19 protein-coding genes are annotated in these 17,712 nt (G+C 59.8%); 9 read left to right on the top strand and 10 right to left on the bottom strand.

What is annotated here, in order from left to right:
- The first annotated feature begins 85 nt into the window (after positions 1-85).
- On the top strand, positions 86-607 hold the full coding sequence (locus ABEH28_RS24415) for a DUF3617 domain-containing protein (RefSeq protein ID WP_192174519.1): 522 nt from the start codon (positions 86-88) through the stop codon (positions 605-607).
- A 109-nt stretch (positions 608-716) separates the two neighbouring features.
- Here ABEH28_RS24415 and ABEH28_RS24410 read toward each other — a convergent pair whose 3' ends face one another.
- Positions 717-854, bottom strand: a complete 138-nt coding sequence (locus tag ABEH28_RS24410; RefSeq protein ID WP_346631309.1) for a hypothetical protein — start codon at positions 852-854, stop codon at positions 717-719.
- On the opposite strand from ABEH28_RS24410, the gene ABEH28_RS24405 reads away from it, so the two are divergent.
- Complete coding sequence (locus tag ABEH28_RS24405; RefSeq protein ID WP_346631308.1) at positions 853-2,091, top strand: N-acetylmuramoyl-L-alanine amidase; 1,239 nt, start codon at positions 853-855, stop codon at positions 2,089-2,091. The two genes, ABEH28_RS24410 and ABEH28_RS24405, sit on opposite strands and share 2 nt — an antisense overlap.
- Positions 2,092-2,336: 245 nt before the next feature.
- On the opposite strand, the gene ABEH28_RS24400 is transcribed toward ABEH28_RS24405, so the two are convergent.
- On the bottom strand, positions 2,337-2,663 hold the full coding sequence (locus ABEH28_RS24400) for a glutamine synthetase (protein ID WP_346631343.1): 327 nt from the start codon (positions 2,661-2,663) through the stop codon (positions 2,337-2,339).
- Between the two features lie 149 nt (positions 2,664-2,812).
- On the opposite strand from ABEH28_RS24400, the gene zigA reads away from it, so the two are divergent.
- Positions 2,813-4,015, top strand: coding sequence for a zinc metallochaperone GTPase ZigA (zigA, locus tag ABEH28_RS24395; RefSeq protein ID WP_346631307.1), 1,203 nt, complete (start codon positions 2,813-2,815; stop codon positions 4,013-4,015).
- Between the two features lie 12 nt (positions 4,016-4,027).
- Here the strand turns inward: zigA and ABEH28_RS24390 are convergent, their stop codons facing one another.
- A complete protein-coding gene (locus ABEH28_RS24390) occupies positions 4,028-4,399 on the bottom strand; it encodes an NADH:ubiquinone oxidoreductase (protein ID WP_192174566.1) in 372 nt (123 codons plus the stop codon).
- A 49-nt stretch (positions 4,400-4,448) separates the two neighbouring features.
- Between ABEH28_RS24390 and ABEH28_RS24385 the strand changes: the two genes are divergently transcribed.
- Positions 4,449-5,411 (top strand): CobW family GTP-binding protein, encoded by a 963-nt coding sequence (locus ABEH28_RS24385; protein ID WP_346631342.1) that lies wholly within the window; start codon positions 4,449-4,451, stop codon positions 5,409-5,411.
- Positions 5,412-5,431: 20 nt separating this feature from the next.
- On the opposite strand, the gene ABEH28_RS24380 is transcribed toward ABEH28_RS24385, so the two are convergent.
- The gene (locus tag ABEH28_RS24380; protein WP_074886003.1) at positions 5,432-5,824 is read right to left on the bottom strand and encodes a DUF3301 domain-containing protein; all 393 of its coding nucleotides are present in this window, start codon (positions 5,822-5,824) and stop codon (positions 5,432-5,434) included.
- Positions 5,825-5,958: 134 nt separating this feature from the next.
- On the opposite strand from ABEH28_RS24380, the gene pdxY reads away from it, so the two are divergent.
- Complete coding sequence (gene pdxY, locus ABEH28_RS24375; RefSeq protein ID WP_346631306.1) at positions 5,959-6,825, top strand: pyridoxal kinase PdxY; 867 nt, start codon at positions 5,959-5,961, stop codon at positions 6,823-6,825.
- 17 nt (positions 6,826-6,842) lie between these two features.
- On the opposite strand, the gene ABEH28_RS24370 is transcribed toward pdxY, so the two are convergent.
- Positions 6,843-7,328, bottom strand: coding sequence for an acyl-CoA thioesterase (locus ABEH28_RS24370; protein WP_122534219.1), 486 nt, complete (start codon positions 7,326-7,328; stop codon positions 6,843-6,845).
- 310 nt (positions 7,329-7,638) lie between these two features.
- Here ABEH28_RS24370 and ABEH28_RS24365 point away from each other — a divergent pair, with 310 nt between their 5' ends.
- A complete protein-coding gene (locus ABEH28_RS24365; protein WP_346631305.1) occupies positions 7,639-9,393 on the top strand; it encodes a cation:proton antiporter in 1,755 nt (584 codons plus the stop codon).
- A 60-nt stretch (positions 9,394-9,453) separates the two neighbouring features.
- On the opposite strand, the gene ABEH28_RS24360 is transcribed toward ABEH28_RS24365, so the two are convergent.
- From ABEH28_RS24360 to uvrD, 3 genes are all read right to left on the bottom strand, one after another.
- Positions 9,454-9,861: an SMI1/KNR4 family protein gene (locus ABEH28_RS24360; protein WP_192174524.1), complete on the bottom strand. Its 408-nt coding sequence runs from the start codon at positions 9,859-9,861 to the stop codon at positions 9,454-9,456.
- 128 nt (positions 9,862-9,989) lie between these two features.
- A complete protein-coding gene (locus tag ABEH28_RS24355) occupies positions 9,990-10,844 on the bottom strand; it encodes a Tim44 domain-containing protein (protein WP_192174525.1) in 855 nt (284 codons plus the stop codon).
- 206 nt (positions 10,845-11,050) lie between these two features.
- On the bottom strand, positions 11,051-13,234 hold the full coding sequence (uvrD, locus tag ABEH28_RS24350) for a DNA helicase II (protein WP_346631304.1): 2,184 nt from the start codon (positions 13,232-13,234) through the stop codon (positions 11,051-11,053).
- Positions 13,235-13,405: 171 nt separating this feature from the next.
- Here uvrD and ABEH28_RS24345 point away from each other — a divergent pair, with 171 nt between their 5' ends.
- Positions 13,406-15,472 (top strand): EAL domain-containing protein, encoded by a 2,067-nt coding sequence (locus ABEH28_RS24345; RefSeq protein ID WP_346631303.1) that lies wholly within the window; start codon positions 13,406-13,408, stop codon positions 15,470-15,472.
- A 117-nt stretch (positions 15,473-15,589) separates the two neighbouring features.
- Entirely contained in the window at positions 15,590-16,456 is an 867-nt protein-coding gene (gene hexR, locus ABEH28_RS24340) for a transcriptional regulator HexR (protein ID WP_065988147.1), read from the top strand.
- On the opposite strand, the gene ABEH28_RS24335 is transcribed toward hexR, so the two are convergent.
- Complete coding sequence (locus ABEH28_RS24335; protein WP_346631345.1) at positions 16,437-16,676, bottom strand: hypothetical protein; 240 nt, start codon at positions 16,674-16,676, stop codon at positions 16,437-16,439. The two genes, hexR and ABEH28_RS24335, sit on opposite strands and share 20 nt — an antisense overlap.
- On the opposite strand from ABEH28_RS24335, the gene ABEH28_RS24330 reads away from it, so the two are divergent.
- Complete coding sequence (locus ABEH28_RS24330) at positions 16,566-16,796, top strand: hypothetical protein (protein ID WP_346631302.1); 231 nt, start codon at positions 16,566-16,568, stop codon at positions 16,794-16,796. The genes ABEH28_RS24335 and ABEH28_RS24330 overlap by 111 nt on opposite strands.
- Here ABEH28_RS24330 and ABEH28_RS24325 read toward each other — a convergent pair.
- Entirely contained in the window at positions 16,750-17,700 is a 951-nt protein-coding gene (locus ABEH28_RS24325; RefSeq protein WP_346631301.1) for a LysR family transcriptional regulator, read from the bottom strand. The genes ABEH28_RS24330 and ABEH28_RS24325 overlap by 47 nt on opposite strands.
- Positions 17,701-17,712 lie beyond the last annotated feature (12 nt).

Here is a 17,712-nt window from a genome sequence, read left to right as displayed (position 1 = left end):
GATCCACCGTCTAATCGTCAACGTTCAGTGGCCTGCGTGCAGGCCGCATCTAGATGCCCAAGAGTTATTAAAGGAAACCCGATTCATGAAAAAGCGCGTACTGGCGTTGATGGTTTGTATGACTGCGCCCTTCGCCCAGGCGCAGGTTCTGCAGCCCGGACTGTGGGAACTGAGCTCCAGCAACATGCAGGTAGATGGCCAACAGATGCCGGACCTTCAAGTGATGCTGTCGCAATTGCAAATGATGGCGCCGCAGCAGCGCGCAGCCATGGAACAAATGCTGGAAAAACAAGGCGTTACTCTGGGCGGGAAGGGCGTACGTATTTGTCTGACCCAAGAGCAGGTCAAGAATGAGCAGATTCCGCTGACAGATCCGAAGTCCGGCTGCACCCAGCAGATCACCGAACGCACCGGCGCCACCTGGAAATTTAAATTCAGTTGCCCTCGTGCTCAAGGCACTGGTACTGCACAGTTCCTCAGTGACCGCGAGTTCAACACCCACGTCATTGGCTCGTTCAACGCCACAGGCCAGCAACAGAACGGCAGCATGGACACGCGCGCTGTATGGCTCGGTCAGCAATGCGGCACTGTAAAACCAAGGACCTGATTCTCTCTGCTTACTAAGCGCCCTGACTTGTCAGGGCGTTTTTGTCTGTACTGACAGCGAGTCGTGTTCCACGTGGAACATCTTGTTGTTTCACATGAGCTTTTTCGCCTTAGGTGTTGAGAAGCCTCACTAAAATCCCGCCGATCTTATAAAAAGCTTCATCTTCGTCCGATATTCCGGCTGTTATATTGTAACCATCGCCCTTCATCTCTGAGCCGGGATGCTCTTCGCCTTCGGAACGTGCCATGCACCGACGTCAAATGCTGCTTAACATGCTATTGGCCAGCGCTGCCTTTACGCTGCCATTCTCAGTCAATGCGACGCAGATCCGAAACGCCCGCCTGTGGCGTACTGACAGCAAGCTGCGGCTCGTGTTTGATCTCAGTGGCCCGGTTCAATACAAGACCTTCACGCTGAGCGCGCCTGAACGGATCATCATCGATGTCAGCGGCGCGCGGCTTGAAGGCAACTTCAGTCAGCTGGCGCTCGAAAACACGCCGATCAAATCCATCCGCTCCGGCCACTTCGGTCAGAGTGATACGCGCATCGTCCTTGACCTCGCATCGCCCGTGCAGCTCAACAGTTTCCTGCTGGGTCCCGAAGGTGCCCAAGGTAACCGGCTGGTGCTGGATCTGGGCCATGACGTGCTTTCCCGTCCTCCGGTGCAGTTGGCCGCCGCTGCGCCATTGGCGAAAGAGCCACCCGTGCAGACAGCAGGGAGAGATCGATCCAAGCGCGACATCATGGTGGTCGTCGACGCCGGGCACGGTGGCAAGGACCCGGGCGCCGTTGGCTCGAAGGGTGAGCGCGAGAAAGACGTCGTGCTGTCCATCGCGCAGTTGCTCGCCAAACGCTTGAAGCGCGAAAAGGGCTTTGATGTGCGCCTGGTCCGCAATGACGACTTCTTCGTTCCGCTGCGCAAGCGCGTCGACGTCGCACGCAAATACAACGCTGACATGTTCATCTCGGTCCACGCCGACGCAGCCCCTCGGTTGACGGCTTCCGGCGCGTCGGTGTTTGCCTTGTCGGAGAACGGCGCGACATCTGCCACGGCGCGCTTCATGGCCCAGCGTGAAAACGGCGCCGACCTGATCGGCGCGACCAGCCTGTTGAACCTGAAAGACAAGGACCCGATGCTGGCCGGCGTGATTCTCGACATGTCGATGAACGCCACGATCGCCGCGAGTCTGGATTTGGGTCACACCGTACTGGGTAGCCTGGAAGGGATCACGACGCTGCACCAGAAGCGCGTGGAGCAGGCCGGTTTTGCGGTGCTGAAGTCACCCGATGTACCGTCGATTCTGGTCGAGACCGGCTTTATCTCCAACAGCCGCGACAGTCAGCGCCTTGTCACCGCGCGCCACCAACAGGCCGTGGCCGATGGGTTGTTTGACGGCATGAAGCGCTACTTCGAGCGCAATCCGCCGGCAGGCTCGTACGTGGCCTGGCGGCAAGAGCAAAAGGCGAATCAGGCGGTCGTCTGACGGACTCAGTCGTGACGCAGGATGTGCAAGTTCGCTCTCATCAACGTGACACCGCTGCAGATGCACCTACCTAAACGCCCATTGTGGGAGCGAGCTTGCTCGAGAACAGGTCGACATCCGCTGCATATATAGCGCCTGGAACACCGTCTTCGTGAGCAAGCTCACTCCCACATGGACAGTGTTTGCCAGGGAGCCAGCACGGCGTATGGACGACGAAATCTTCCCTGATGCCTGCAGGGGTCAGCTTACCGACAACCCATCACCCGGTCGCAGGTGATCTTGGTACGGCTTCCATTTGAGCTCGACACCCGACTGATCGTCGTCCAGCCCACTTTCTGGATGTAACCCACCCACGTCTCGCCGTCCGATGCGAGCCCGGTAAAAAACGTCAGCGAACCGTATCGGCTGTTGGTCTGCGCCCAGCGGCGATTGCCCACGCTTTCAACGCCGCGCACAAATATCGTGTTCCCTGCAACCGCCACGCTGTACGTGTTGTTGCCGGCATCGATGCAGGCCAACAGCGTCGCGCTGCGTGTGCATAGCGCCTTGTCCAGCCTGGGCGAGGGCGGCATGGCGATGGCCTGCGTGCTCAACGCCAGTAAGCACCCTGACAAAAGCCAAAGCAACCGAGTCATGAAGCGGCCTCAAAAAAGATTAGCGTGTACGTATCGTTATACTATAACGTAAAAAGCGATATCATCCGTACTCTGGTGAAACCTTCATGAACCGCCTTCCCGTTACCGTTCTCTCCGGCTTCCTTGGCGCTGGTAAAAGCACGCTGCTGAACCACATCCTGCGCAATCGCGACAATCTGCGCGTCGCCGTGATCGTCAACGACATGAGCGAGATCAACATCGACGGCAGCGAAGTTCAGCGGGACGTCAGCCTCAATCGGGCGGAAGAAAAACTGGTGGAGATGAGCAACGGCTGCATTTGCTGCACCTTGCGCGAAGACTTGCTGGAAGAGGTCAGCCGGCTGGCCCATGAAGGCCGGTTCGACTATCTGCTGATCGAATCCACGGGCATTTCCGAGCCGCTTCCCGTGGCGGAGACCTTCACCTTTCGCGATGAGCTGGGCCGGAGCCTGGCCGATGTCGCCCGCCTCGACACCATGGTGACGGTGGTCGATGGCCTTAATTTTCTGCAGGACTTCAACGCTGCAGAGAGTCTGGCCTCGCGCGGAGAGACCCTGGGCGAGGAGGACGAGCGCGCGATCACTGATCTGCTGATTGAGCAGGTCGAGTTCGCCGACGTGATCCTGATCAGCAAGATCGACCTGATCAGCTCAACCGACCGGCGAGAGCTGATGGCAATTTTGCGGCGGCTCAACAGCCAGGCAGAGATTCTGCCGATGGTTATGGGCGCCGTGCCCCTCAGCAAGATTCTGGACACGAGCCGTTTCGATTTCGAACGTGCGGCTCAGGCACCGGGCTGGCTCAAGGAGTTGCGCGGCGAGCACACGCCAGAGACCGAAGAATATGGCATCGCGTCCACGGCTTATCGGGCGCGTCGGCCGTTTCATCCACAGCGATTTTTCGACTTCCTGAATGCGCCGTGGGAAAACGGCCGACTGCTGCGCTCGAAGGGCTTTTTCTGGCTCGCCAGCAAGCACGAGGACGCCGGCAGTTGGTCCCAGGCCGGCGGCTTGATTCGTCACGGTTTCGCCGGTCGTTGGTGGCGGTTCGTGCCCAAGGCGCAGTGGCCGCAGGACGACGAAAGCACGCAGGTGATCATGCGCAGCTGGGAAGCTGAGACCGGCGATTGCCGTCAGGAACTGGTGTTCATCGGTCAGAACATCGACTTTGCCCGGCTGGCGGCAGAGCTTGATCAATGCCTGCTGACCGATGCCGAGATGGCGAGCGGCGTTGCGGACTGGCGCTCGATGCCTGATCCGTTTGGCGACTGGTATGGCGACGCGGCGTAGCACCCATCTGACTCACTGCGTTTTCCAGATGCCCTTGCTCTGCTGCTCGCAGAACGGTTTGAGAAACGCAGCGTCGCTGGCAACGCCGTAATAGTGAATGTTCTGCCGATAAGGCATATTGGCCACCTGCGCGTTGCTGCACTGGCCAAATGACCCGGCAGGGCACTGCTCCGAGTACGTGACCTCGGTTTTCTGATCCTTGAGCTGAGGTTTGCAGAATCCGTCGTGGAACAGGTCTGGCGGGATGTTCAGATTTTCCTGACAGACTTTGACGTCCACTCGCTCGCCTTGGCTGTGCACCACGCACGACTCAGCGCGGACCTGCGTCGACGTCATTGCCATCAGCGCCCATGCCAGCCCCATAGGCAGCCAGATTGCTCGCATCATTTACCTCCGTCAGCGCTCATTCAGGAGCGATCTCAAAATGGCCGACATGCTGCAGAACATCCCCACTCATGTCATTGCGGGCCCTTTAGGTGCTGGCAAGACGAGTCTGATCAGGCATCTTTTGAAGCAGAAACCGGCGGGCGAGCGCTGGGCTGTGCTGATCAATGAGTTCGGCCAGATCGGCCTGGATGCTGCGCTGCTGACGACCGGCGATGATGGTATCGCACTTGGCGAAGTGGCTGGTGGCTGCCTGTGCTGCGTCAATGGCGCGCCTTTTCAGATTGGCCTCGGCCGGCTCTTGCGAAAGGCCAGGCCGGACCGCTTGCTCATCGAGCCCTCCGGGCTGGGGCATCCGGTTCAGTTGATCAAGCAATTACACGAGGCGCCCTGGGTCGGGGTGCTGTCGGTCCAGCCCAGTGTCATGGTGCTCGACGCCCAGGCACTCGCCCAGGGCAAAGAGCTGCCTGACACCCAGCGAGAAGCCCTGGCGCAGGCGGGCCTGCTGGTGCTGAACAAGTCAGAAGGGCTGGACGCGTCGACCCGAAAGGCAATCATCGACGCACTGCCTGCGTGCAGGCTGTACTGGACCGACCACGGCGTATTGTCTCTGGATTCGTTGCCTGGCGTTGAGGTCAACGCTCACGCTGGCTCGGCCAATCCGGCCATCCCCCGGTCATTGCCGCAACTCCCCGCAACGTGGGCGGACCCAACGACGCCGGTATGCCTGAGTCAGCAACAGGCGGAAGGCTGGAGCATCGGCTGGCGCTGGCACCCTCAGCGAGTGTTTGATGCGGCGAAAGTCCAGTCCTGGCTGCAAACCTTGAACTGGCGGCGTGCCAAGCTGGTTATCCACAGCGAAAAGGGGTGGATCTCAGGCAATGCGGTGAACAGGAGTGCGCTGGCGTGGGCGTCGAGTGAGTGGCGCAAGGACTCCCTTCTCGAGCTGATCTTCGATGGGCCTCAGGACGAGGCCGCTTTGCAGACAGCGCTGGCGGCCTGTCTGCTCTGAAACGAGTTATCCACAGAGGATCACTGCTTCCACTTATTGTGTTCCTGACGCCATTGGCTCAGCTGAATGATCTCGGCGGTCGGTTTCGGGTCTTTGATCTCGAACGGGTAGGGCGCCAGCTCGATCTGCGCCGCGTGGGCACCGAACATGGTGATCGTGCCGGGATGCCGGTGCTCACCGGTGACCGTGAACTCGAAGTTATACACCCGCGCCAGTCGCTTGCGGCCCTCATTGTCGCGCTTGAACGCGAGTCGCTTCAGCGCCACGTTGCCGTCGAGCAACTCAAGATCAAGTTTGGCGCAGTGCTGTTTGACGCGTTCGAGCGCCCGTTCACGCAGGCCATGGGCGTGCCACAGCCAGGCGCCGGCAGTCGCCAGCAGCATGAGGACGAAAATGTTGCCCAGGGTCAGCATGGAAAAGGAACTCCAACAGAAGGCTTGCAGCTTAACTGCGTCGGGTGACAGACAGCCATAGCCCTAAAGTTTAATTTCGCTTCACTTCGTCCGGCATCGCCACTACTGTGCCTTCCCGGTCTCAGGAACCTGTCATGAAACGTACGCCCCATCTACTCGCCATCCAGTCGCATGTCGTGTTTGGTCACGCCGGCAACAGCGCAGCCGTGTTCCCTATGCAGCGTATCGGCATCGATGTCTGGCCGCTTAATACCGTTCAGTTCTCCAACCACACTCAGTATGGCCACTGGGCGGGGGAAGTCCTGGCGCCGCAGCAGATTCCGGCGTTGGTCGAGGGGATTGCGGCGATAGGCGAGCTGGGCAATTGCGATGCGGTGCTGTCGGGTTATCTGGGGAGCGCAGCGCAGGGACGCGCGATTCTGAGCGCCGTTGCGCAGATCAAACGCGCCAATCCACGCGCGCTGTATTTGTGTGATCCGGTGATGGGGCACCCGGAGAAGGGCTGCATCGTGCCGCAGGAAGTGAGCGATTTCCTGCTGGACGAAGCCGCTGCAGTCGCCGACTTCCTTTGCCCGAATCAGCTGGAGCTGGACAGCTTCTCCGGCCGCAAACCCGATTCGTTGCGCGACTGCGTGGCCATGGCGCGAGCGCTGCTGGCCCGAGGCCCCAAGGCGGTTGTCGTCAAGCACCTGGCCTACCCGGGCAAACCCGCGGACGGCTTTGAGATGCTGCTGGTGACCGAGCACGAAACCTGGCACCTGTGTCGGCCGCTTCTGGCCTTTCCCCGGCAGCCGGTGGGCGTGGGCGACCTGACGTCCGGGCTGTTCCTGTCTCGGATTCTGCTCGGTGACGACCTGCGCAGCGCCTTCGAATTCGCGGCGTCAGCGGTGCATGAAGTGCTGCTGGAGACCCAGGCCTGCGGCAGCTACGAGCTGGAGCTGGTGCGCGCGCAGGACCGAATCGCTCACCCGCGGGTCAAGTTCGAAGCGGTCCGGCTGTAAGCCAAACCGGTGCTTGCTTAAACCGGCTCATCCTTGATTTCACGATAACGCTTCTCCAGTTCCTGACGGATCTGGCGGCGTTGTTGTGCCTGCACGTAACGGCGCTTGTCTTCGCTGTTGGCCGGTGTCAGCGGCGGTACGCTGGCAGGTTTGCGCTGGTCATCCACCGCCACCATGGTGAAGAAGCAGCTGTTGGTGTGACGAACCGAGCGCTCGCGGATGTTTTCGGTCACCACCTTGATGCCCACTTCCATGGACGTATTGCCGGTGTAGTTGACCGACGCCAGGAACGTGACCAGCTCGCCAACGTGAATCGGCTCACGGAAAATCACCTGATCCACCGACAGCGTCACGACATAGCGTCCTGCGTAACGGCTCGCGCACGCGTAGGCCACTTCGTCGAGATACTTCAGCAGCGTCCCGCCGTGCACGTTGCCGGAGAAGTTGGCCATGTCCGGGGTCATCAATACAGTCATCGACAGCTGGGCGTTTCCGGGTTCCATAGCGTTGCTCACGGTCTAAAAGGGTCAGAAGGCACCTTGCTCGGGTGCTCGAATGCAGATTGGCGACAAAACCATCGATACCGGGACGCCAACGGCCGCTCCGCCGTCACGCCCTGTACCCATCTGTTTCCATATATTGCACTGGCTTCTCCCGCTTTTGTGCGGTGTTAACCTGCGGAAGCCCTTGGATGGGGTAAATCCTGCGTCTCAGTCAGAATATTCAGGCTTCGTTGGCGAGTTTTCGTACAGCAGTCGTCTCTCTTTCAGACGGATACGCGTATTTCATCGATTGCCAGCAGGAGCAGCGCCCATGCATGCCATCAGTTTCATTCAAGACCTGGCAGTGATCATGCTCGTGGCTGGCGTTGTAACGGTGGTGTTTCATCGGCTCAAGCAACCGGTGGTGCTGGGCTACATCGTGGCCGGCTTCATCATCGGTCCGCACACCCCGCCGTTTGGCCTCATTCACGACGAGGACACCATCAAGACCCTCGCCGAACTCGGCGTGATCTTTTTGATGTTTTGCCTCGGCCTGGAATTCAGCCTGCGCAAGCTGTTCAAGGTCGGTGCGACGGCGTTCATTGCCGCGTTTCTCGAAATCATGCTGATGACCTGGATCGGTTACGAAATCGGCCAGTTCTTCGCCTGGAACACCATGGACTCGCTGTTCCTCGGTGCCATTCTGGCGATCTCGTCCACCACCATCATCGTCAAGGCGCTCAATGACCTGAAGATGAAAAACCAGCGCTTCGCCCAACTGATCTTCGGCGTGCTCATCGTTGAAGACATCCTCGGCATTGGCATCATCGCGCTGTTATCGGGGATCGCCGTGAGCGGCACGGTCAGTTCCGGGGAGGTGTTTTCAACGGTCGGCAAGCTGTCGCTGTTCATGATCGTGGCGCTGGTCATCGGCATTCTGGTCGTGCCGCGATTGCTGGCCTACGTGGCGAAGTTCGAGAGCAACGAGATGCTGCTGATCACTGTGCTCGGCCTGTGCTTCGGCTTTTGCCTGCTGGTAGTCAAACTCGAATACAGCATGGTGCTGGGGGCGTTTCTCATCGGCGCGATCATGGCCGAATCCAGGCAACTGGCGAAGATCGAGCACCTGGTCGAGCCCATCCGTGACATGTTCAGCGCGATCTTCTTCGTCGCGATCGGCTTGATGATCGATCCGAAGATTCTGCTCGATTACGCCTGGCCCATCGCGGTGATCACCGTCGCTGTGGTGCTGGGCAAGATGATTTCCTGCGGGCTTGGCGCTTTCATCGCCGGCAACGACGGCAAGACCTCGCTGCGGGTGGGGATGGGGCTGTCACAGATTGGCGAATTCTCCTTCATCATCGCAGCGCTGGGGATGACGCTGCAGGTCACCAGCGATTTTCTCTACCCGGTCGCGGTGGCGGTCTCCGCGATCACGACGCTCTTGACCCCTTATCTCATCCGCGCAGCAGACCCTCTGTCCCACACGCTGGGCGCCATTTTTCCTGCACGCATGGCGCGTGTGTTTGGAATGTACGGGGAGTGGCTGCGCAGCATTCAGCCCCAGGGGCAGGGCGCAGTGCTGGCAGCGATGATCCGCAAGATCCTGCTGCAAGTCGGAATCAATCTGGCATTGGTCATCGCCATCTTCTTTACAGGAGCATTCTTTGCGGAGCGGATTGGCGTGTATTTCAGCGACTGGGTCAGCGATGTCGGGCAGCAAAAAGCCTGGATCTGGGGTGCGTCGTTGCTGCTTTCACTGCCGTTTCTGATCGCGGCTTATCGCAAGCTCAAAGCGCTGTCGATGCTGCTGGCAGAGATGAGCGTGAAGCCGGAAATGGCGGGCAGGCACACAGCGCGCGTCCGTCGGGTGATTGCCGAAGTGATCCCGCTGCTGTCTTTGCTGGTGATTTTTCTGCTCATCGCATTGCTGTCATCCAGCATGCTGCCGACGCGCGAATGGCTAATGCTGATTGTCATTGTGGCGGCTGTGGTGGCTGCCGTCCTGTGGCGCTGGTTCATCCGGGTGCATACGCGCATGCAGATCGCGTTGCTTGAAACCCTGGGCAATCATCCTGAGCCCTGAGTTGTGAATCAGCGTTGAGGTGCGTGCCTCAACGCTGATTCAGGGGAGCGGTTGTGCTTCTCAGCTTTCCAGCCAGACGTCCCGCGCCCAGTGCCAGACGGATTCCCAGCTTTCTTCGGTGACGAGTTCTTCTTCGCCAGACCACAGCACCACAGTGCCGTCTTCTTCAACGCAGTAGTAATCCTCGCCGTCCTGGCAGATCGGGATCAGCTCGCGGGGTACGCCGATATCCCAGGCGGTCGCTGCCACTTCCGGCAAATACGTATGAGAGACCGGGTCAGTGACGGTGACAGGCTCAAGACTGCCGTAGACCACGTCGCTGACGGTCAGCAAGAACTCCTTGAAGACGAAGGGGATATTGATGAACAGCTGCTCTTCAACCTCGACCAGCTGATCTTCATCAGGCAGCTCAAGCGGGACAGGGACCGGTTCATTGGCTTCACGGAGTTGTTCGATGACTTCTTCCACGACGTGGATCCTCTAACGATTTGCGCGGGTTATACAGTAGCTCAAAGGCATCGCCAAATTAACTTGGCTTCTATAAAAAGCAGAACCCCGGAACAAGTCCGGGGTTCAGTTGCAGCAGCTCAGCGGTATTAGCCGTTCTGGCGGATACCTGCCACCAGCCAAGGCTGGTTGTCGCCCTGAGCGCGTTCCATGTTCCAGCTCTCGCTGAACACTTCGCCCTGATCGAAGCGCGACGTTTTCGACACACCGCTAAACGTCAGCGTGGCGATGGTCTTGTCGGCGCGATCATCCAGACCGTCAAGTTGCACGGTGAGGTTGTCGATGAAGGTGGACTGGAAACCGTCGCCCAGATCGGCACGTTCTTTTTTCAGGAACTGCAGCATTTGCGGGGTCACGAACTCGGAGATCTTGTCCATCTCGTTCGCGTCCCAATGCTGTTGCAGCGACTGGAAGTGGCTGCGGGCCGCTTCAATAAAGCGTTCTTCGTTGAACCAGGCTGGCGCGTTGATCACCGGACGGGCTGCCGCTGCTGGAGCGGAACCGCCGAAGATCGAATTCTGTGCCGGTTGTGGTTGCTCGAAGGTTTCACGCTGATAAGGAGCACCAGCGGGAGCCATCTGTGGCTGCTGTTTGCGTCGACGCGCCGCGATGAAGCGGAAGATCACGAAGGCGATGATCGCCATGATCAGGATGTCGAAGAACTGCATGCCTTCGAAGCCACCGCCCATGAACATGGAGGCCAGAAGACCACCGGCGGCGAGACCGGCCAATGGGCCCAGCCATTTGGAAGCACCGCCCGCAGCAGGCGCAGGACGGCCGGCGGCGTTAGGTGCAGCGGCAGGAGCGGAAGGAGCTGTTTGACGCGCCTGGTGACTTGGCGCCGAGCCCATGCTCTTGCCACCACCGAAACGCGCAGCATTGACGTCGAGGCTCATGGTGAGCCCGATCATCAGTGCCAAAGCGATGCTAAGAAAACGTTGCATAAGGGAATTCCCGTTTGTGGATTGCACGCGCGCCATGTTGCACAGGACAAATGGGGATGACCAGCGGCCATATGTTTCCGGCTTTTGCGTGAATATTCACCTGCCTGTCCTATTTGGGTTGTAGGCAGGTGAAGAAAGTTCTGTAGGAAAGATGGGGGGTGGATGTGGGAATGCAAGGGGTGCATCAACGCATCCTCAGTTACCGCTCACACCGGCTCGAGCTTCGCGTACCCCAGCATCAGCCACTTGCTGCCTTCCGAAAAATTCACCTGCACCCGCGCCTGAGCGCCTGAACCCTCGAAGTTGAGGATCACGCCTTCGCCAAACACCGCGTGCTGCACGTGCTGACCCAGGGAGAACTGGCTCTGCGGAATGGCTTCGCCGTCGAACAGACGACTCGGTGCCATGGTTTTGGAGCCGCCGAACGGACGGGTCACGCTGTTAGACAGCCGCACTTCCTGAATCAGATTAGGCGGGACCTCCCGTACGAAGCGCGAGACCTTGTTGTAGGTTTCGCTTCCGTACAGGCGTCGGGTTTCTGCGTAGGTCATCACCAGATGCTGCATGGCGCGGGTGATGCCCACGTATGCCAGACGGCGCTCTTCTTCCAGACGGCCCGGCTCTTCCAGGCTCATCTTGTGCGGAAACAGGCCTTCTTCCATGCCCACCAGGAACACGTACGGGAACTCCAAACCCTTGGCGCTGTGCAGCGTCATGAGCTGAATGCTGTCTTCGTGCTCATCCGCCTGGGTGTCGCCGGCCTCCAGGGAGGCATGGCCGAGGAATGCAGCCAGGGGCGTCAGGTCTTCCTCCTCTTCGCTGTTCTCGAAGGCGCGCGCGGCGCTGACCAGTTCCTCAAGGTTTTCCACTCGGGCCTGGCCTTTCTCGCCTTTCTCTTCCTTGTGGTACGTGATCAGGCCGGACTGCTCGATGACCGTTTGGGTCATCAGGTGCAGCGGCATGTCCGCGGCCTTGGCGGCAAGGTTTTCGATCAGTTCGATGAACGCGCCTAACGCGCTAGCCGCACGACCGGCCAAGCCTTTGTTGACGACCAGCAGGCGCATGGCCTCCCACATCGACACGTCGGCATGGCGCGCATGCTCGCGAATCGCTTCGACGGTTTTCTCGCCAATGCCGCGCGGCGGGACGTTGATGACCCGCTCCAGCGCCGAATCGTTACCGCGCCCGTCCAGCAGGCGCATATACGCCATGGCGTTCTTGATTTCGGCGCGCTCGAAGAATCGCTGGCCGCCGTAGATACGGTACGGGATGCGCTCGCGCAGCAAGGCCTCTTCGAGGACCCGCGATTGGGCGTTTGAACGATACAGAATGGCGATGTCGCTGCGCGCTAGTCCGGTCTTGATCGCGCTCTCAATGGTCTCGACCACGTAGCGCGCTTCGTCGTGTTCGTTGAACGCGGCATACAGATTGATCAGCTCGCCATCGCCGACGTCCGTCCACAGTTCTTTGCCCAGACGCCCGGTGTTGTTGACGATCAAGCCGTTGGCGGCCTTGAGGATGCTCGCGGTGGAGCGGTAGTTCTGCTCCAGGCGAATGGTCTCGGTGTCAGGGAAATCTTCGGAATACTGATGAATATTCTCGATCTTCGCGCCGCGCCAGCCGTAAATGGACTGATCGTCGTCGCCGACCACCATCAGGCTGTCGCCACCCTGGGCGAGCAGACGCAACCAGGCGTACTGAACGGCGTTGGTGTCCTGGAATTCGTCTACCAGCACGTGACGGAAACGACGCTGATAGTGCGCAAGCAGGCTCGGGTTGTCGCGCCACAGGTCCAGCGCGCGAAGCAGCAACTCGGAGAAGTCGATGACGCCAGCGCGCTGACACGCCGCCTCGTATGCCTCGTAGACTGACTTCATGGTCGTCAGAAACAGGTCGCCCGAGGCCTGAATGTGCTTGGGGCGCAGCCCTTCGTCCTTCTGGCCATTGATGAACCACTGCGCCTGCCGTGCCGGCCAGCGCTGCTCATCCAGATTCAGCTCGCGCATGACGCGCTTGACCAGTCGCTGCTGGTCATCGCTGTCGAGGATCTGGAAGCTCTGATTAAGACCCGCTTCCTGCCAGTGCGCCCGCAGCAGGCGGTGCGCCAGGCCGTGGAAAGTGCCCACCCACATGCCGGCCGGGTTGATACCCATCAGCTGCTCGATGCGATGGCGCATCTCGGCGGCGGCCTTGTTGGTGAACGTCACCGACAGGATCGAGTGCGGCGAGGCGTTCTCGACCTGGATCAACCAGGCGATACGGTGCACCAGCACACGGGTTTTGCCGGAACCAGCGCCGGCCAGGACCAACTGACGACCCACGGAGGCAGCTACGGCCTGGCGTTGGGCATCGTTGAGGGAGTTAAGCAGAAGGGAGAGGTCATCGCGCATCGGGGCATTCTAGGGTGCCGTGAGGGCATGGGCAAACCCTAACGCTGGCCGGTCGTGATGTTGCCGGTCCCATTTTTGCCGTCTGTAGATTTTAATTGATGACTGTTTGGTCTCGACGATCCCTTGTGTATCCTCCGCGAACGTTCAAGGCCCCCAATTATAAGAAACGCCATGACCTTCAGTTCCGAAGCCCCGGCAGACTCCGTGGCGACACGTCGTGTCATCTGCAAGCAGTTCGCGACCCAGCTTGCCGCCGAGCGCACCCGCCTTCTTTATCAGGGATCGCTGCTGCCGACCCTGTTCATGTTCATCAATGGTTTGCTCTGCGCGTGGCTGCTCTGGAGTCCCGAGCGTTACGTGCTGGTGGGCGTCTGGCTGGGCTGGCTGTCAGCGCTGGTGTGTCTGCGCGTGCTGCAAGTCGCAGCGTTCAGGTCAGCATCACTCGATCGTCGATCGCAGCCGATCTGGAACCGCATGTTTCTGGCCGGCGCCTGCGTCAGTGGGTTCACCCTTTCCAGCGCCGCGCTGGTGTTGATGCCGGCGCAAAGCCTGGCCCAGCAGGCGTGGGTATTCGGCCTGATCGGCGCTGCGACGCTGTCTGCCAGTGTGGCCTACGCGGTAAGCATTCCGGCGTTTCTCACGTTCACGCTGCCGTGTCTGCTGCCGCCCATTCTCTATCTGTTCTGGACCGGCGACCCCCAATGCCATGGTTGGGGCTGGCTCGGACTGATTCTCCTGCTGGCGCTTATCGTGGTGGCTGCGCAGGTCAACCGTTTGATCGAGCGGGGTCTTATCCGGCGATTTCAGAACGTGGCGCTCATCGAGCACCTTCAACAGGCCCAGGCCGAAAGCGACGAGCTCAACCGCGAACTGACCCGCCAGTACGAAGAACGTACGCGTTATCTGACCCATTACGATGAGCTGACCGGCCTCGCCAATCGCGCGCTGTTCAATGAGCGGCTGCGTGACGCCAATCAGCGTGCGCGTCATGGCGGGCGCACGCTGGCTTTGCTGCACATCAACCTTGATCGCTTCAAATTGCTCAATGACAGCCTGGGTCACGATACCGCTGACCAGTTGCTTCGCCTTATCGCGCGCAGGCTCAACGCCCATGTGACCGATGCCGATACCGTCGCGCGTTTGTCGGCGGACGAGTTTGCCGTGCTGTTCGACAGCCACGGCAACCTGACCACACTGGCGCGGATCACGACGCGCCTGCTGGCAAAACTGCGCTCGCCGATATCGGTTTGCGGCCATGAGTTGGTGGTCAGCGCCTCCATCGGCATCGCGTTGCTGCCGGGTTCTGCACGGGACATCGCCGCGTTGGTCAGCCAGGCAAATATGGCCATGCAACACGCCAAACACCTGGGCGGCGACAATTTTCAGTTCTTTACCGAAAGCCTTGAGGCGGGCACGCCGGGTCGGTTGCAGCTGGAAATCCAGCTGCGTCGCGCGATTGCGGAAGGGCAGCTGGAGGTTTTCTATCAGCCGAAGCTGGAGCTGGAAAGTGGTCGCCTGAATTCGGCGGAAGCGCTGGTGCGCTGGCGTCATCCCGAGCGCGGTCTGATTTCGCCCGGCGAGTTTATCGGGTTGGCAGAGGAGACCGGCCTGATCGCCAACATCGGTGAGTTCGTACTGCGCAAAGCTTGTCATCAGGCCTGCGAATGGCAGCAGGAGGGGCTCGCTCCTATCCGGGTGTCAGTCAATCTCTCTGTGCATCAGATGCGTCAGGGCAAGATGGTCAGCCTCGTTCGGCAAGTGCTCGAAGAGGCCGGGCTCAAGCCCGAATACCTGGAGCTTGAGCTCACCGAGAGTCAACTGCTGGAAAGCGTCGAGCACATCATCACCACGTTTCAGCAACTGCGCGCACTCGGCGTAAAACTGGCCATCGACGACTTCGGCACCGGCTACTCATCGTTGAGCTACCTGAAACGTTTTCCGGTGCACTGCGTGAAGATCGACCAGGCCTTTATTCGTGGTCTGAATGAATGCGCAGAAGACGCTGCGATTACCCGAGCGATCATCGCGATGGCCCACAGTCTTGACCTCAAGGTGGTGGCCGAAGGCGTGGAAGATTGCGAACAGTTGGAGTTTCTCAGGTCTCACGGTTGCGACGAGGTGCAAGGCTACTTGATCAGTCGGCCAGTGGAGGCCAGCGTTATGGGCGGCATCCTGCGCAGTCGGCTGACCGAAGCCTGGAGTCCTGTGCGAAAAGCCCTACACTACAAAGCGACCTGAGCTTCAGCAACGATCGGTTGGCCACGGCGAGATCGTTTAACTGTGCGGTTTGCAGGTCATGTAGTATAACTACAAGAAAGCTACAGCCCGGCCCATCCTTCACTTGAGTCCTGTCCTTTGAATCTGTTGCAGCACATCGCCCAGTCACGCCATCTCTTGCGCAAGTCGGAGCTGAAAGTAGCCGATCACGTGCTGCTCGATCCGGCGGCCGTGATGCACAGCTCCATGGCCGATCTCGCGCACGCGGTCGGTATCAGCGAGCCGACCATCGTGCGTTTCTGTCGCGCCATTGGCTGCACCGGCTTTCAGGACCTGAAACTCAAGCTGGCGCAAAGCCTTGCCGCTGGCGCGAGTTTCGGCCAGTTCGCCATCCACGAAGACGATTCCGTCGCCGACTACAGCCTGAAGATTTTCGACACCACGCTGCACACGCTGATAGAAGTGCGCGAAAAGCTCGACCCTCATGCCTTGCAGGCGGCGGTGACGGTCATGGCGGCGGCGCATCGTGTCGAGTTCTACGGTTTCGGTGCATCGGGTGCGGTAGCGGCTGACGCCCAGCACAAGTTCTTCCGTCTGTTACTGACGGCAGCGTCTTACTCCGATCCGCACATGCAGGCGATGTCGGCTGTGACGCTCAAGCCCACCGACGTCGCGGTGTGTATCTCGCAGTCGGGTCGCTCCAAGGACCTGCTGATCACGGCCAATCTGGTGCGCGAAAGCGGCGCCAACCTGATCACCCTGTGCCCGAGTCAGACGCCACTGGCCGAGCTGTCCACGGTCAATCTCGCCATCGACGTGCACGAAGACACCGAAATCTATACACCGCTGACCTCGCGTATTGCGCATCTGGTGGTCATAGATGTCCTGGCGATGGGCGTTGCGATGGCGCGCGGTCCGAGCCTGGTCAATCACCTCAAGAGCGTGAAGCGCAGCTTGCGCAGCCTGCGGTTGTCGCCGAAGTCGATCAAATCGTCTGAAGATTGATCTTAAGTCGCGTAGCGCCGAAACCTTCACCAACCTGTAACGCTTCCGACGTCTGATCGTCACCGCATCCCGCCACTCTGTACTCCCGCACACGAATGGGAGACAGGATATGCCTCGGCACTACGATGACTCGCAGCAGCACAGCACCTCCAGCACCAAGACCCGCCGTCAGCAGGAAGACCAGCGCCGTATGGCGTTCCGGCGTGCGATCGAAAGCCATTCAGAAGAACGCCGCCTGAATCAGGAGCTGTCGAGCTACCTGGATGGCGCCACCGCTCACTTCTGGCAGAGCGCTAGCGCTTCGGAAGGTGGCCATCAAAGCGCGCGACCAGCTCGCTGATCTGCGTACGCTCCGTCCGAATGAATGACAGGAACGCGTGAGCCACCGGCGACAGACGTTTGTCCCGTGCCTGTACGACGCACCAGCTTCGATACAGCGGCAATTCGGCCACTGGCAGCTCAATCAGCGTGCCAGTGGCAAGTTCCAGGCTCAGCGCATGGCGGGTCAGCAGCGCAACGCCAAGCCCCGCCACCACGCATTCACGCTGCGCCTCGGCCGAGGACACCTCCAGCGTGTGCTCGAAATGAATGCGCTTCTCCTTGAAATACTCCTCGCAGGCCTTGCGCGTCCCTGAACCCTGTTCGCGAACCACCAGCGTTGCTGCCTCCAGATCCTTCAGCGCCGGATTGGGCAATAGCGTCAACGGATGGTCCGGCTGCGCCACGGCAACGATCGGGTTATTCAGGAAGGGCAAAAACTCCAGGCCCATGTCCTGTGGGACCATCGACATGACGACCAGATCATCACGGTTATCCGACAGCCGCCGAATCACCTGCGCCCGATTGACGACCGTGAGGTTGAGCATGACTTCCGGGTATTTGCGCTTGAAAGCTGCAAACAGGTGGGGAACGAAATACTTTGCGCTGGATTCAATCGCCAGTTTGAGCTGCCCCTGCAGGGAGCCCTGCATGTCGGAGAGCTGCATGTCGAGGTTCTCCAGCCGACCGAAGATGTCGCGACTGGCAAGCTGCAGCGCTTCGGCGGCCTCCGTCAGGTAGAGCTTCTTACCCACGTATTCGAACAGCGGCTGGCCGACCAGCTCCTCCAGCTGACGCATCTGCAGGCTCACCGCCGGCTGGGTCAGCGACATTTCCTCAGCTGCGCGACTGTAAGAGCGCAAATCACAGACCTCATTAAAGATCCGCAATTGACGCAATGTCATTCGCATCAATGACTTACGCATTTCTAAAGCCCT

This window comes from Pseudomonas sp. Ps21-P2 (genome assembly GCF_039672565.1).
Taxonomy (GTDB): Bacteria; Pseudomonadota; Gammaproteobacteria; order Pseudomonadales; family Pseudomonadaceae; genus Aquipseudomonas.
The sequence above is the reverse complement of the archived record's forward strand: the minus strand, read 5'-3'. Positions and strand labels throughout refer to the sequence as shown.

Coding starts and splice junctions, on each gene's coding strand:
- ABEH28_RS24415 (WP_192174519.1), top strand. CDS start 86: ATGAAAAAGCGCGTACTGGCGTTGATGGTTTGTATGACTGCGCCCTTC.
- ABEH28_RS24405 (WP_346631308.1), top strand. CDS start 853: ATGCACCGACGTCAAATGCTGCTTAACATGCTATTGGCCAGCGCTGCC.
- ABEH28_RS24410 (WP_346631309.1), bottom strand. CDS start 854: ATGGCACGTTCCGAAGGCGAAGAGCATCCCGGCTCAGAGATGAAGGGC.
- ABEH28_RS24400 (WP_346631343.1), bottom strand. CDS start 2,663: ATGCCGCCCTCGCCCAGGCTGGACAAGGCGCTATGCACACGCAGCGCG.
- zigA (WP_346631307.1), top strand. CDS start 2,813: ATGAACCGCCTTCCCGTTACCGTTCTCTCCGGCTTCCTTGGCGCTGGT.
- ABEH28_RS24390 (WP_192174566.1), bottom strand. CDS start 4,399: ATGCGAGCAATCTGGCTGCCTATGGGGCTGGCATGGGCGCTGATGGCA.
- ABEH28_RS24385 (WP_346631342.1), top strand. CDS start 4,449: ATGCTGCAGAACATCCCCACTCATGTCATTGCGGGCCCTTTAGGTGCT.
- ABEH28_RS24380 (WP_074886003.1), bottom strand. CDS start 5,824: ATGCTGACCCTGGGCAACATTTTCGTCCTCATGCTGCTGGCGACTGCC.
- pdxY (WP_346631306.1), top strand. CDS start 5,959: ATGAAACGTACGCCCCATCTACTCGCCATCCAGTCGCATGTCGTGTTT.
- ABEH28_RS24370 (WP_122534219.1), bottom strand. CDS start 7,328: ATGGAACCCGGAAACGCCCAGCTGTCGATGACTGTATTGATGACCCCG.
- ABEH28_RS24365 (WP_346631305.1), top strand. CDS start 7,639: ATGCATGCCATCAGTTTCATTCAAGACCTGGCAGTGATCATGCTCGTG.
- ABEH28_RS24355 (WP_192174525.1), bottom strand. CDS start 10,844: ATGCAACGTTTTCTTAGCATCGCTTTGGCACTGATGATCGGGCTCACC.
- uvrD (WP_346631304.1), bottom strand. CDS start 13,234: ATGCGCGATGACCTCTCCCTTCTGCTTAACTCCCTCAACGATGCCCAA.
- ABEH28_RS24345 (WP_346631303.1), top strand. CDS start 13,406: ATGACCTTCAGTTCCGAAGCCCCGGCAGACTCCGTGGCGACACGTCGT.
- ABEH28_RS24330 (WP_346631302.1), top strand. CDS start 16,566: ATGCCTCGGCACTACGATGACTCGCAGCAGCACAGCACCTCCAGCACC.
- ABEH28_RS24335 (WP_346631345.1), bottom strand. CDS start 16,676: ATGGCTTTCGATCGCACGCCGGAACGCCATACGGCGCTGGTCTTCCTG.
- ABEH28_RS24325 (WP_346631301.1), bottom strand. CDS start 17,700: ATGCGTAAGTCATTGATGCGAATGACATTGCGTCAATTGCGGATCTTT.